The organism is Cronbergia sp. UHCC 0137, assembly GCF_034932285.1.
Classification (GTDB): Bacteria; Cyanobacteriota; Cyanobacteriia; order Cyanobacteriales; family Nostocaceae; genus Cronbergia.
The window spans coordinates 32254-46385 of sequence record NZ_JAYGHC010000008.1 but is presented as its reverse complement, the minus strand read 5'-3'; the positions used below and the strand labels follow the sequence as shown (position 1 = coordinate 46385).

The 14132-nt window shown below is 34.9% G+C and carries 10 protein-coding genes; 2 read left to right on the top strand and 8 right to left on the bottom strand.

Annotation, left to right across the window (positions count from 1 at the left end):
- The first annotated feature begins 625 nt into the window (after nt 1-625).
- A complete protein-coding gene (locus tag VB711_RS05635) occupies nt 626-2068 on the top strand; it encodes a cytochrome ubiquinol oxidase subunit I (RefSeq protein WP_323284782.1) in 1443 nt (480 codons plus the stop codon).
- Between the two features lie 10 nt (nt 2069-2078).
- Entirely contained in the window at nt 2079-3092 is a 1014-nt protein-coding gene (gene cydB, locus VB711_RS05630) for a cytochrome d ubiquinol oxidase subunit II (protein ID WP_323284781.1), read from the top strand.
- Between the two features lie 273 nt (nt 3093-3365).
- Here cydB and VB711_RS05625 read toward each other — a convergent pair whose 3' ends face one another.
- The 8 genes from VB711_RS05625 to VB711_RS05590 all read right to left on the bottom strand — a co-directional run bounded on the left by VB711_RS05625 (nt 3366) and on the right by VB711_RS05590 (nt 12636).
- Nucleotides 3366-4619: a glycosyltransferase family 4 protein gene (locus VB711_RS05625; protein WP_323284780.1), complete on the bottom strand. Its 1254-nt coding sequence runs from the start codon at nt 4617-4619 to the stop codon at nt 3366-3368.
- Nucleotides 4620-4638: 19 nt separating this feature from the next.
- Complete coding sequence (locus VB711_RS05620; protein WP_323284779.1) at nt 4639-5895, bottom strand: glycosyltransferase family 2 protein; 1257 nt, start codon at nt 5893-5895, stop codon at nt 4639-4641.
- Between the two features lie 15 nt (nt 5896-5910).
- Nucleotides 5911-7170: a glycosyltransferase family 2 protein gene (locus VB711_RS05615; protein WP_323284778.1), complete on the bottom strand. Its 1260-nt coding sequence runs from the start codon at nt 7168-7170 to the stop codon at nt 5911-5913.
- Nucleotides 7171-7272: 102 nt separating this feature from the next.
- Nucleotides 7273-7740, bottom strand: a complete 468-nt coding sequence (locus VB711_RS05610; protein ID WP_323284777.1) for a DUF2141 domain-containing protein — start codon at nt 7738-7740, stop codon at nt 7273-7275.
- Nucleotides 7741-7867: 127 nt separating this feature from the next.
- Nucleotides 7868-8866, bottom strand: a complete 999-nt coding sequence (locus tag VB711_RS05605; RefSeq protein ID WP_323284776.1) for a glycosyltransferase family 2 protein — start codon at nt 8864-8866, stop codon at nt 7868-7870.
- Nucleotides 8867-8890: 24 nt separating this feature from the next.
- Complete coding sequence (locus tag VB711_RS05600; protein ID WP_323284775.1) at nt 8891-9892, bottom strand: NAD-dependent epimerase/dehydratase family protein; 1002 nt, start codon at nt 9890-9892, stop codon at nt 8891-8893.
- Between the two features lie 288 nt (nt 9893-10180).
- Nucleotides 10181-11359, bottom strand: a complete 1179-nt coding sequence (gene devC / locus VB711_RS05595; protein WP_323284774.1) for an ABC transporter permease DevC — start codon at nt 11357-11359, stop codon at nt 10181-10183.
- Between the two features lie 65 nt (nt 11360-11424).
- Entirely contained in the window at nt 11425-12636 is a 1212-nt protein-coding gene (locus tag VB711_RS05590) for an ABC exporter membrane fusion protein (RefSeq protein ID WP_323284773.1), read from the bottom strand.
- Between the last annotated feature and the right edge of the window lie 1496 nt (nt 12637-14132).

Sequence of the window (14132 nt, the reverse complement as noted above, 5' to 3'; positions counted from 1 at the left end):
AAATTCAAGTCTTTGAACGCAAGGTTTTAGACATAAATACAGGAGTTATGTCCGAAAAAAATTGTCTTTTATATAGGAATATAGAAATGTTGCTGATATAGTGATTCTCGGTTCTATAAAGGTTTACGGCTGATGAACTTGTTTAATATCGAAGCCAACAAAGTCTTGAAATTTAGGTTTTAACAACAGAACAATACTAATATTAAAAATCAATTAGACATAATTACTTTAATTAGGGCTTGTATTCCTGCAAAAATCAAATATTGACATAATAAAAACCCCAGAAGCGATTACTTCTAGGGTATGAATATTTTTAGGCACGATTGAGAACAATACTAATACTAAAATCATGAGAAGTAGGCAATCACAATCATGATCATAGATTGGTAAGTTGTGTTAATAACTCAAACTTGAAACCTAAAAGCCCACAGGTTAATTATTCTGGTATTCTATAAAATTTGATCTAAGATAGGTAGCCAAATTGCCAGAAGTTATGAACGTTATACTACGACCTATTGTCAAACAGTTCAAAGCTTAAAACTTTTGGAAGTAAAACAGTGTAAACAAATATTAGTGTATATTCTGTATACATATTTATCTCCTTTGCGTAACTGCCTCAAACAGTATGGAACTTTTATCTAATACCGTGGCCTTGTCGCGGTTGCAATTTGCACTGACAGCAATATTCCACATGATTTGGCCAGTCCTAACTACAGGTATGTCTATCTACCTAATTGTTGTTGAAGGACTATGGTTGAAAACTAAAAATCCAGCTTATTATCATCATGCGCGTTTTTGGTCAAAGTTGTATTTACTGAACTTTGGAATAGGAGTTGCATCGGGTTTACCAATGGGTTTTCAGTTTGGTACTAACTGGGCTCCACTATCAGAAGCAGTGGGAGATTTCTTAGGTAGTATTCTTGGATTTGAAGGGTCAATGGCATTTATGCTAGAGGCTTCTTTTCTGGGAATTATGATTTTTGGTTGGGAGAGAGTTAATCCGGTAATTCACTATTTAGCGACTATTCTCGTCGCTTTTGGGGCTAATCTTTCCACATTCTGGATTTTAGTTGCCAATTCATGGTTTCAGACTCCTAGTGGTGGGGAAATGGTGAATGGAAAGTTTATTGTTCATGACTATTTTCAAGCAATTTTAAATCCATTCATGTTGAATAGTGTTCTCCATATGTTCTTGGCAACTTTGGAGACTTCTTTATTTGTAATTGGCGGAATTAGTGCTTGGTATATATTGAGCGATCGCCATACAGAATTTTTCAGCAAATCATTTAAAATAGTTTTAGCGATCGCTCTTTTTGTTGCTCCCTTACAAGTCTACATTGGTCATGCTAGTGGCGATCAGGTTTATCACTATCAACCAACAAAACTAGCAGCAATGGAAGCCCAATGGGAAACAATTCCCGCCGGACAATCTGCCAATTGGAGTATCATCGCATCTCCTAATAAAACAGCCGAAAAAAATGATTGGGAAATTTCAGTTCCTAACGGTTTAAGTTACATTCTAGAACTCAAACCCAAACTTTCTCAACCAGTTTTAGGACTCAAAGAATGGAAACCAGAAGATCGTCCACCAATGATTCCTTTAATTTATTATTCCTTCCGCTTAATGATAGGAATCGGCTTTTTCTTAGTAGCATTGATGCTGTGGAGCATGATAAAATGGCTCACAGGTGAACTGAGTAATAACAATTTAGCTCAACAAAAATGGTTATTACAGGCTTGGGTTTTATCAGCACCATTAGGCTATCTGGCTATTGAATCAGGCTGGATTGTTCGCTGTGTAGGCAGACAACCTTGGACAGTTTATGGGCAAATTCGGACTGTTGATGCGGCTTCTCATTTAGAACCAGGTGAAGTATTATTTTCACTGACAGTTATTACCCTTCTCTACAGCGTGTTGTTTGTGTCAGCCATGTATTTTGGTAGCCGAATTATTCGCAAAGGACCAGATTTAACTTTACCAATACCAGGAAGTCAAATAAAAACAGTAATCGCAACTAAAGCAGTAAGCCACATTCCCGATAGTCGTCCTCTAGAAACACTACAATAGGAACAATTATATGGAAGCTTTGTTGCACTTTTTACCACAAGTTTGGTTTGTAATTCTGGGTTTATTTCTGTTCCTTTATGTGCTTTTAGACGGCTTTGATTTAGGCGTTGGTATCCTCTCTCTAACTTCCTCTAATGAACAACGCCGTAGTCTATTAATGACCAGTTTAGGTAACGTTTGGGATGCTAACGAAACCTGGTTAGTCTTAATGGCAGGGGCATTATTTGGGGCTTTTCCCTTAGCTTATGGGACAATTCTTCATGCCCTTTATCTGCCTTTAATGGTAATGGTTGTAGGGTTAATTCTTAGGGCAGTTTCCTTTGAATTTCGAGAACATTCTGATAATAAAAGTTTCTGGAATTATGCTTTTGGAATCGGTAGTTTTATTGCTTCCCTATTTCAAGGATTTGCCTTGGGTGGCGTATTAGCAGGAATCAAAGTTGATGCAGCCGGACATTTTACTGGTGGGATCTGGGATTGGTTAAGTTGGCAATCATTACTAACCGCATTAACCCTTGTCCAAGGTTATGTATTAATTGGTTCAACTTACCTAATTCTGAAAACGGAAGGTACATTACAAGAAACTCACTTTCGCACAGCAAAATTAGCAGCCTGGACAACTTTTATAGGCGCAATTTTAATTACCATTGCCACGCCAATTGTCTATGAAAACGCTAGAGCAAGGCTATTCCATCAACCAGAAGTGTACATTTTTGCCCTGATTCCTTTGTTGGGTATCTTATTGATTTGGTTGCTGCTACAAAGCTTAAACCGTAAACAAGAAATTGCCTCATTTGTCTATACAGCATTAATTTTTCTGCTGACATTTATTGGTTTAGGATTTATTGCCTTTCCTTACATCATTCCCCCCAGCATTACCATTTATCAAGCAGCATCTTCTGCAACTTCAATGGTTTTCATGATTACCTTCATTGGGTTTTTGATTCCAATTATGTTGTTTTACAACATCTATAACTACTTTGTTTTTCGAGGTAAAGTAGTTATTAGTGAAGAGGGAGAATAAATTAGTCAGTTGGGATGTAAAAATTTGCAAAATCAGGACTTACGCAAAATATCTTTCAAAACCTCATTTCTCTGTGAACTCTGTGCCTCTGTGGTTAGTTTTTTAGTGACTTATGCGTAAGTCCTAAAGATTATGAAAAACCTTCGATTTGTAGGGGTTTAGCACTGCTAAACCCCTATTTTTATAAACAAAAAATTCAGCCATTTTGAATATATTTACGAGGTTTATGCAGTCTGACACACCTTACCAATGTGCCAGTTGCGTAAGTCCTGCTTAACTTGACTTTTGTGGTATTTCAACTAATTGATAAAGCTTCTCCTCAAACTTTTCCATACAAGCTGACCAATCAAATTCAAGAATAGAAGGACGGGCTTGCTCAGATAATTTTGCCTTTAGGTCGGGATTTTCTAAAATTGTAATTACCTTTTGGGCTAAATCTTGAGGATTATTAGGTTCGGATACAAAACCATTAATTCCAGATAAAACCTGCTCTGGATTTCCTCCAGCATTAGCTGCGACAACAGGAGTTCCCTGTGCTAAAGCTTCCATGTTAGTTGTGCAGAAATTTTCGGTTACTGAGGGATTAACAAATACATCTGCTCTAGCAAACCAACCTAAAAGTTCTTGACCATGAGATTCACCCCAAAATGTTACACCAGATGGGAAATTTTTGGCACGACGACGAATTTCTGTATCTAATGGACCACTACCAATAATTACTAAATGCACATCAGGAATTTTAGCAGCAATGATTGGATATGCGTCTAAAAGTTGGGTAACATTTTTTTCTGCTGTGATACGTCCAACAAATAATAAAGTTGGTCGATTGTCTTCAGGAATCGGGTTATAACAGATATTATTGGGATGAAATTTATCGCAATCTATTCCTTGATAGGGAACGTATTCGCTACGCTGACATTTTAAGCTTTCATATTTACGCAGTAGTTCTTTTGATGGGAATAAATTGACGTTATAAGTGTTACTAAACTGCTTAATTAAAGCAGGAAGGAAGGGACTTACTAACTTGAAGACAATATCACCTAAATAATATCGAATATAAGCAACGATATCAGTATGGAAAACTGAAATAATGGGCGTTTTTGTGCGCTTTGCATATTCAACTCCCACAGAACGACCATATCCTTGTAAGAATATTGAATATAAACCTCTCATTTGTGCTGCTTCTTCTACAACAATGATATCAGGTTTAAATTTTTCTAGTAATTTGGTGTCACTCCAATGACGATGATTTAATGGTTGAGGTAGAGATTTATAGAAAATTAGTGGTTGTGTAGGAAATGCGTAAGAAGAAAAGTTGGGGAAACATTGTAGTTCTTCTAAGCCGGACATGGGGCGATTTCCGACTTGTTTGGGATATTGATTATTGATTTCTGGGTGAACAAGAAAAACTTCGTGTCCTTGTTGAAGTAGCCACCGAGCGCGTTGGTGTACCGCAACTGAAACTCCTGTTAAAAATGGAGAATATAAACCTGTGAAGAGGGCAATGCGAAGTGGTTGGTGTTTCATAATTGCAGCGAGTTTCTGATTAAAGAGAAATTTTTCCGTTAGGTTGATCTAACAATTGGTAAGGGCGATAATCAAGTAAGCGAATATTCCAAGGACTTTTAACTTGATAAGTGATACCACGCCATTTCACTTTTGACATCCATAGAGAAGATAGCATTGTTAATCCATACACCCAATGTGTTAGGGGAATCCCAATTAACATTTTTAGAATTTGGGTAAATGATAATTTATTCATCGGTTGTTGTTGATGATAAATTACTTTTTGAATTTCTCTTTCTAATACAAAAGTGATTAACAGTAATGCCAATATATAACCGATGTAACAGCCAAGAGAAAAGACTGCTGTATTCCATTGTTGAGTGAATATATTTAACACTAAAAATAGAAGAAAAACAGTAGATAAGGCTACAGTTAAGACAGTTTCTACAACTATTCCAGCCCACCAAGGATGGTAAAGACGAAAAGCAAGAATTTGACGTTTCAGCCAGGGGATTAAGTTAGGTAATTTGCATTCTTCTCTATTGAGCATAATTAGAGAAGGAACGAATTTTACTTTTAGGTGATGTTTTTTTAAAACTCCGCGAATCATGGTATCTTCAGCTAAAGTTCTACTCCATTTATCTAATATTTCTGTTTGGTGTAGAACTTCTGTTTTGATTGCTAAACTCCCACCCCAAGGAATGCTATACAAAGACATTTGCACAACTGTAGAGACGTTCCAAATGTAACGAACTAAAGACCCCCAATGATTACCAGTGGGTAAGTACCAACGGTTTCCGGTTGTTGCACCCACTTGAGGATCGGCTAAAGGATTGACTAATTCACGCAACCAATTGGCATGAACTATCGTATCAGCATCGACGAGAGCAATTACTTGATAAGAGTTATCTAAATCTGAAATAACTTGTAAAAGAGAACTGCATTTAAGACTACAACTATGGCGAATTATTCTTAAAGAATCAATTTGAACGTTTGTTGCTCCGGCTGCTTGGATAGTATCAATTGCTATTTGCCAAGATGGGTCTTCTTGACGATCAATAATCAATTTTAAATCATATTTTGGGTAGTTTTGATTAAATAGCGATCGCAAACAATCTCCTAAATAAGGATCAGCCCCACGTAAACAAAGAATAACGGCTGTTTTGGGTAATTCTCCATCTGATAATAAAGGTTGTTGGCTAGAACGTAAACCTAACAAAAATACAACAACTAAGCATACTTGAATAGTCAGCCAACACAGCAAAACTTTAGAAAATAAGATTGATAATTCGTTCATTTCAGCAATTATAAATTATAGGGAAACTTTACCATCAGTCGGTTGATCTAACCATTGATAAGGATGATATTCAACTAACCGAATATCGGACGCTCCTTGGAGTCTATAAGTAATACCACGCCATGTAATTGTTGAGGTTCGCAGAGAAGAGATAATTGCTAAACCATAAACCCATTGTGTGAGAGGAATAGCAAGTAAAATTCTCATGATCGTGCGGTTTGTCAATTTAGTTATTGCTTGACCTTGAGCATGAATTATCTTTTGTACCTCTACTTCCATCAGCAGAATTATTAATAGTAAACCAACTGTGTAGATGCTATACCAACCAAATAATAGAAAAGCCTGATATAATTGTCCTTCTAATAGTGACCAGAAAATTAAGATCACCACTAGAGTAGGAAACAGGATGCTAGAAATTGATTCGCTGACTATAGCCAACCAATAAGGGTGATAAAGTCTACAAGAAAGTAGTAATCGTTTCAGAGATTCATGTAAGGTGAATAAATTGCAATCTTCTCGGTTAATTATTAAGGCGGAGGGGACAAATTTAATTTTTAAATTATGTTTTTTGATCAGATTGTGCATTAGTAAATCATCATTTAGAGATTTTCCCCACTGATCCATTATTTCTATTTGATGTAGCATTTCTGTTTTGATTGCTAAACTCCCACCCCAAGGAATTTGAAACAAAAACATTTGCACGACAGTCGATAAATTACCAACATAACGTACCATAGAACCCCAATAGTTTCCTGTGGGGAGATACCAACGGTTTCCTGTTGTTACCCCCACCGTGGCATCAAGAAGAGGAGTAACTAATTCGCGTAACCAATTAGGATGAACAACTGTATCTGCATCGACTAGGGCGACTATTTTATAAGAATTATCTAAGTTAGAAATAGTTTGAATTAAAGCATTACATTTGAGACTACAATTATGGTTAAATGTGTTTAAGGTGCTAATTTGAAAATTAGTTGCACCTAATTCATTGATTGCTTCTTTGACAACTTTAAAAGCTGGGTCTTCTTGACTATCAATGACGATTTTTAAATCATATTGTGGGTAGTTTTGTTGTAAGAGCGATCGCACACAGTTAGGTAGAAATGGGTCAGCACCCCGCAAACACAGTATTACAGCCGTTTTCGGTAATTGTTCATCAGATAATAAGTTTTGTTTAGGCGATCGCAGATACCATAAAAATACTAAGATTAAACATATCTGAATACCCAACCAACTGATTAAAGATTTAGACAGAAAGATCATTAAATCTTGCATTGAATCTCCAAGTAATATGAATTTATAACGTTTCTTTCTGAAAGCTTTTATTGATGAATGTAGAGAGGTTCTATGGAACGTCTCTACCGGATATCTCTTTGATTAAGGGTCAAGAGAATATTTAATAACTATGTTGATAGTTGTATTTTTGTCCATCAAAAAACTAGCATTACGGAATTTTGGTGATCCAGTTTGCATAGAAACAATTGGATTTCTAGAAATGCCAAAACCCTCGGTAGGAATACCGAAAAAATCCTTATTCAGTTGGCGATCGCCATTTTGATCATCCACTACAGCGACAGCATATTTACCAGGTTTTAAGTTAGAAAAAACCTTCTTAATTGAATTTCCTGTAATCTTAGTACAACCACTTTGAACTTCACTAGAACTACTGGAAGGAAATCCTTTTTCAGAAGAATAAATTCTCATACAAACTTCCCCTGTTTGGTTGCGGATACCATCAACTATTACAGTTAGATTATTTGTTGATTCCGACATAACTGGTTTAGCATAACCAACGGTCAATAAAGTAGCAATTAACAAACTATTCAACGAAAATATTCTCAGCATAAACTAATATTTACCTCACAAAAAGAGTTGGTGTGATTGGGTAGATGATTAGCGGGCAAGATGCCCGCACCACAATAAATTTTGGGTGTTGTTTATTTAGAACTCCCTAATACATATTGGGATTAAATTAAACAATTGTGGGATGGGCATCTTGCCCGTCCGAATTAATTAAAGCTTTCTGCTTATTCGACAAAAGTATTTTTGCAGCAACCAACAAATCCTTAATTAATAACCATTCAGTCCCTGACAACTTTTTAGCCATACTAAAATGACAACATAAACGCTCGTACCAATTAAGTTCACTCTGATTAATTGAAAACCAATACTCCTTCAAAATACGCCAATGGGGTAACAATAATTTTCCTTTATTGCTAGAATCAAACCACACTGCATAATCATAAAAATTAGGCAGCATATTCAATGAATATTGAGGATTATTGTTATTAAATGACAGGTAATTAGGAAAAAACATACTCAAAGATTGTCCAGGATGACATCTGGCAAAAAATAGGTATTCTGGAATTTCATAAAATCTTCCTAGTAGACCAAGCCTGAGTAATAAAATTCCATCAGCATTGCCATAACCACCCATAGGAGGTATTTTTTTCAAAGCACTGTGACGAATTACTCCATACATTTGATAACACAGGTGTTTAGTTAATAATTCATGAAATCTTTCATGAGGCTTAACCAAATTAGTGTTAAGTTTAATTCCATAATGTTGAAAAAAATTGCCCTGTTCGTCAATAAAAGATGTTTGGGAATGACATAAAATGTATGTGGGATCTTTTTCCAACACATCTATACATTTTTGAACCATATCAGGAGCGTGCAAATCATCATAAGCTGCCCATTTAAAGTATTCACTTGAAGCTAATTCCACAACACGATTGAAGTTACCAGCACAACCAATATTAGTTTCATTGCGATAGTAACGAATACGTTTATCTTGAGCAGCGTAAGTTCTACAAATTTCCTCAGTCTTATCTGTAGATGCGTTGTCTGAAATAATTAGTTCAAAATCTTCAAAGGTTTGCGCTAATAGTGAATCTAGCGACTCCTGGAGATACTTTTCACCATTATAGACAGGTAATCCAATGCTTAATTTTGGTTGCTGGTTATTCATACATTAATTAGTAAAGGTAAATAACTACTTGAGTAACTTTTGGATATCAGTCTTTTTCAACCATTCATGGGTGTGTCGCATTCCCGTTTCTAAATCAACCTTGGGTTTATAATTTAATAAACTTGTAGCTTTAGCAATAGAATAGGAATAAGGACGACTCATAAAATCAACTGATTCTGGAAAAATATCAGCTTTTTGACGAAATAACTTTTGTCCCTGAAGACGTACACGCAGAAATAATTTCATTTCTTCTTTAGGCAGACTTATCGGTGCAGGTAAACCTTCCATTGCAGCTAAGTGCATAAAATAATCTTTCCAGGAAGTTTCTTCCCCATCTGTAATATTGAATGTTTCACCATAAGTTTCTTTTTCTATTGCTAAAAATATGGCATCAACTAAGTTATCTACATACAAATGATTCATTATTCCTTTACCATCACTTGGATATGCAAATAGTTTTTGCCGCATCATCTGAACTGGTCGTACTATCCAGGGGATACTTCCTGCTCCATAGACATCTCCAGGACGGAGAATAATAATACCAAATTCTGGTGAATTTAATTTTATTAATTCTGTTTCAGCTTCAATTTTTGTCTGACAATATGGATTATTATCAGCAGATAGTGGATCAGATTCTTTGACATGATCAGGATAATTAAAGCCATAAACAAGAACACTAGAAAGATGCACAAAAGTTTTTACCCCAACTTGCTTGGCTACCTTAGCAATATTGAGAGTACCACCAACATTTATTTCACGAAAATGCTTTATTTCACCAGCTTCTTCAGCTATTTGAGTTGTGTGTAAAACAATATCTACACCTTGGCAAGCCTTGTGAGCAATTGCCGGATCTGTAATACTACCAACAATAATTTCTGCACCCACATTTTGAGCTTTTTTATCCTGTCCTGGAGAAGTTTGTAATCCCCTTACTTTCATTCCTTGAGCTATGGCTAATTCCGCAGCACGTAAACCAATAAATTCGTCAATTCCGGTGATAAGAATGGTTTTATTGTTGAGGTTCATAAAATTAAATCTGTTGAGTAGTTGCTGAAATTGGGATATCTTGCACAATGATATTAACTCAAGTTGCTAGTTATTAATTCTTCGGATATTTTGTAGTCTGTAGGGTGTGGTTCGGCAAGCTCACCAACCACGTCATACGAAATAATTTAGGCTGAAATGACTAATTTTAAGTTTCTGAAGCACCTTATTTTATCTAACTAGCAACTTACGTTATTATTGCAAAGAGTGATGATTTTGTATGGTGGGGAATGCCCAGCTACCTTTATTAGAAAGATGCAAGATGTGAGTTTAGAAAATATCAGCCGGGTCTGCTGAACGGAGTTTATTGATAGCTAATGAACCAGATGTGATGCAAATTAGAACTGTAGAGATTAGTACCAGTCCAGCATTATTAAAGGTCATCACTATTGGTAATTGAGTTGCTTCCATTGCAAAATCATATAAACCTATAGAGACGATAAATCCAGGTATATAGCCTAGAATTGCTAATATTAATGCCTGTTGAAATACAACATTTAATAAATAGAGATTGGCATAACCAATTGCTTTTAAAGTTGCGTAGGCAATAAATTGGGTGGCAATATTGCTATAGAGAATTTGATAAACAATCACCACACCAACCACAGAAGCCATTGTTAGCATCAAGTTCAGAATAAAACCAATAGGTGTTCTCACCGACCAATATTTCTTCTCAAAATCAATAAACCCTTGACGAGTAAAAGCTTTAACATCATTTGGTAAACTAGCTTCTAGTGCTTCTAAAACTTTGTTTGGATCAACTCCAGGTTTGAGGGTGATGATTCCTACATCTATCTTTTCTGCTGGACGACTATTAGGATTAATCCTCAAGAAAGTTGTATCGCTAACAATTAAGTTACCATCTACACCAAAGGAGGGTCCTAAACTAAATAAACCACCTACTCTTACTCGATAACCTTTAATAGCATCAAAGGGGAATATTTCAATTGTTTGTTCAGTATTTCCCTGCTCAAATAGTGTTGCTATTGCTCCAAATTCTGGTCGAGAATCTCGATCAAATAACATCACATCAGGAATTTTTAGCTTATCTAAATTATTTTCGACTTCTGGAATATTCATTACTGGTTTACCCGGATCAAAACCAATAACATAGATAGAATATTTTTCTCCAGTTGTAGGGTTTTTTAATTTAGCAAACTGTAGATACATTGGGCTAACTGATTCAACGCCATCAAACCCTAAAGTTTGATATAATCGAGTTCTAGAAAAGCTTTGAATTGCTGTTAAAGACTTATATTGAGAACTGACTAAAAATAAATCACCCCGAAGATTTTGATGGACTGCTGTAGCACTAGAATAGAGGGCATCTTGAAACCCTAACTGAATGAACATTAGGAGTACAATAAAACCAATTCCGGCTATAGCTATGACAAAACGAACTTTCTGCTGGGCTAATTGTAGCCATGCTAAAGGAATTTTTAAATTCATAAATTGGTAATGGGTAATGGGTAATTGGTAATAGAGAATTAATGATTTACTCCAGTTACTAATGCCTAAATGTGAATAGAAACGTCTACTTGTAAGTTGGTTAAACGAACCAATTTTTTACTGTCAGCAGGATGATCAATGGATATTTTTACTTCGACTATTCTGCGGTCTGTATCTGAGTTGGGGTTAATACTAAAGACACTTTGTTTGTCAACTCGCCAACCGACTTCAGTAACAGTACCTTGTATTTTGCTGGGAAAAGATGTGCTAGTAATAGTTGCTTTTTGTCCAACACGCACATTTTTAATATCAGTTTGATAGACCTCAGCTAACACGTTCATTTGTGTTGTGTTCCCAATTTCTGCAAAGCCAGAAGTGCTAATAACTTCACCATTTTTAGCGTGAATTTTTAAAATTCTGCCGTCAATGGGAGCTTTAATGTAAGTTAAATCATAGTCTGCTTTTGCTTGCTGAATGGCAGTTTCCGCGCTTTTAACTTCGCTTTGTGCAACTTCAATATCTACAGGACGTACTTCTTTAATACTGTTGAGTTTAGCTTGTGCTTCTTTTGTTTGATCTCGTAGAGTGTTTTCTGTCCGTTGTAGTGTGGCTTTAGCTTCTGTTAACTGCTGTTGTGTAGTTTTTAGTTGCAAAATTTTACTATCTGCTACGGAGGCAGAAATAGCACCATCTTTATATAATTGTTGATAGCGATCGCTCTCTGTTTTCGCATTATCTACTTCAGCTTGTAAACGGTTAATTGTCGCTGTTTGAGCCGCTACTTCTCCATTTAATTGAGATTCTAAACGAGTAATTGCCGCTTTTTGAGCATTAATATCACCAGATTTAGCTCCGGCTTTTATCTGTGCTAATTTAGCCTTGGCAATTAATAGTTTATCCAAACTTTGTTGTAAAGCTGTTTTAGAACGGTAATAATTTTCTAAATAAGCTAATACTTGTCCTGTTTTAACTTCTTCTCCTTCTTCTACCAATAATTTTTCTACTCGTACACCATTGATAGAATTGGGAGCAGATAAATAAGTCACTTTACCTTGTGGTTGCAAGCGTCCTAAAGCAGTTACAGCAACCTTAACAGGGGTAGCTTTGGGGGAATTTGTGGGAGTAACTGAAGGAGACTGAGGAGTTGGTTTTACACCCAATTGATACAAAGCATATAGAGATACTAACCCAGTAGCTAAAGTAATGGAAACTGCTAAAATTATTTTCGATTTCAGTGCAGTTTTATTGAATAGCTGACGTTCTTTATTTACTGACATATTTTTCTTCCAATTATGTTCTGTCAAGTGATAGTTGTAATGATGATATTCAGATATTTATCCACTATAATTTTTAGAGAAGGTGGATTTATCTAATTATTGATAGATGAATTTTTGTCAACATTGGAAGCAAACATAAATAATAAACTGACCAGCAAAATTAACAGGGTTTAAACTTCCAATTATTCTCACTTTTATCATTAACTGTCAGTTGATGGAGTAGCGTAAAATACGGTAAGAGGGACTAAAGTTTCTAAATTACAATGTAGCGACTATATAAATGACCTGGAAAACTTGTAACCTTATTTTTGATTATTTCAAAATAGGTTTATTTTGTCAACCAAGTAAATCAGTAGTTAAAAATCCATTTACTGTTACTCACATCTACAAGGTTTTACTATTGCTAAAATTCTACTCCTTTCCCGCTAAAGGAATATGGATTAAATGAACCGCAAAGGACGCGAAGCAAGAATATATGTAATCTTACGATTTTTGAAACTCTATTATCTTATGAACTCATCAAACAGATTCTAAAACTGTATTTTTCTTAGCAAATAGTGAAAAATATTATAGCGAATCACCAAGAATAAAATACAGTCAAAAGTTTTAAAAGTCTTTTATTGTATGACTTATAGTATAACTTGTTATTTTGATTTAATGAACAATAGCTATAGTAAAATATTCGTATTTCATCACAATTAAAAGACGCAGGTATTTAATTTATTATGGAAGTTGTGAAATATTATTGTTCATAAAAAAACATTGAGTAAATTGAGATTTGGTTTATAAATAACCAATTAGGAGCAAAAGTCGCGTTATCTTATAAATTCATCAAAAATGACAGTCTAATTATCATATTTTCCTGAAAAACCAGCCCTGTTTGTCCAAATCGCCCCTATGTATCTTTATTAATTTGTAGCCAAAAAGACAATATATCAAAAGTAGCAGGGGACTGAGAACCACCCTAATATCTAATCCGTAATTACAAAAGTATTTTGATGAAATTGTAGTTAATGATTATACCAATAAGTAAATTTAGAATTTAAAAATCTAATTAATTACAATTATTTTCTTCTAAATTTACTTAAAATGAACTATTCAGTTTCTCTAAGCCATGCTAGTCTTTTTATTAATTAAATGTTTCAAACTAGGGATGGAATTAATTGATTGATTAAAGTCAAAAAGCAAAAAATACTAAAATTGAGCTACTTTATTATCACTTCAAAATAATTTAAGTATTTGCTCAGATTGTATTAATTAGGATTAAAGATGATGTGGTTTCTGTAACGAATTTGGCAGCTTTTACTGCTCAAATATCCTAAAATATATTATCCTGTACCCTAGAAATTACTAGAACAAGATTGTATAAAACTAGATCATCTTTGTCTAAAATCTCAGGACTTAAACAAGTCTCATGGAAAATGTCTCTTGTAGGGTGCGTCAGACGGAATAATTTAGGCTAAAATCACTAATTTTAAGTTTCTGACACACCTTAC

What these genes read in the sequence shown, in the direction of transcription:
- VB711_RS05635 (WP_323284782.1), top strand. Translation starts at nt 626, where the DNA reads ATGGAACTTTTATCTAATACCGTGGCCTTGTCGCGGTTGCAATTTGCA.
- cydB (WP_323284781.1), top strand. Translation starts at nt 2,079, where the DNA reads ATGGAAGCTTTGTTGCACTTTTTACCACAAGTTTGGTTTGTAATTCTG.
- VB711_RS05625 (WP_323284780.1), bottom strand. Translation starts at nt 4,619, where the DNA reads ATGAAACACCAACCACTTCGCATTGCCCTCTTCACAGGTTTATATTCT.
- VB711_RS05620 (WP_323284779.1), bottom strand. Translation starts at nt 5,895, where the DNA reads ATGAACGAATTATCAATCTTATTTTCTAAAGTTTTGCTGTGTTGGCTG.
- VB711_RS05615 (WP_323284778.1), bottom strand. Translation starts at nt 7,170, where the DNA reads ATGCAAGATTTAATGATCTTTCTGTCTAAATCTTTAATCAGTTGGTTG.
- VB711_RS05610 (WP_323284777.1), bottom strand. Translation starts at nt 7,740, where the DNA reads ATGCTGAGAATATTTTCGTTGAATAGTTTGTTAATTGCTACTTTATTG.
- VB711_RS05605 (WP_323284776.1), bottom strand. Translation starts at nt 8,866, where the DNA reads ATGAATAACCAGCAACCAAAATTAAGCATTGGATTACCTGTCTATAAT.
- VB711_RS05600 (WP_323284775.1), bottom strand. Translation starts at nt 9,892, where the DNA reads ATGAACCTCAACAATAAAACCATTCTTATCACCGGAATTGACGAATTT.
- devC (WP_323284774.1), bottom strand. Translation starts at nt 11,359, where the DNA reads ATGAATTTAAAAATTCCTTTAGCATGGCTACAATTAGCCCAGCAGAAA.
- VB711_RS05590 (WP_323284773.1), bottom strand. Translation starts at nt 12,636, where the DNA reads ATGTCAGTAAATAAAGAACGTCAGCTATTCAATAAAACTGCACTGAAA.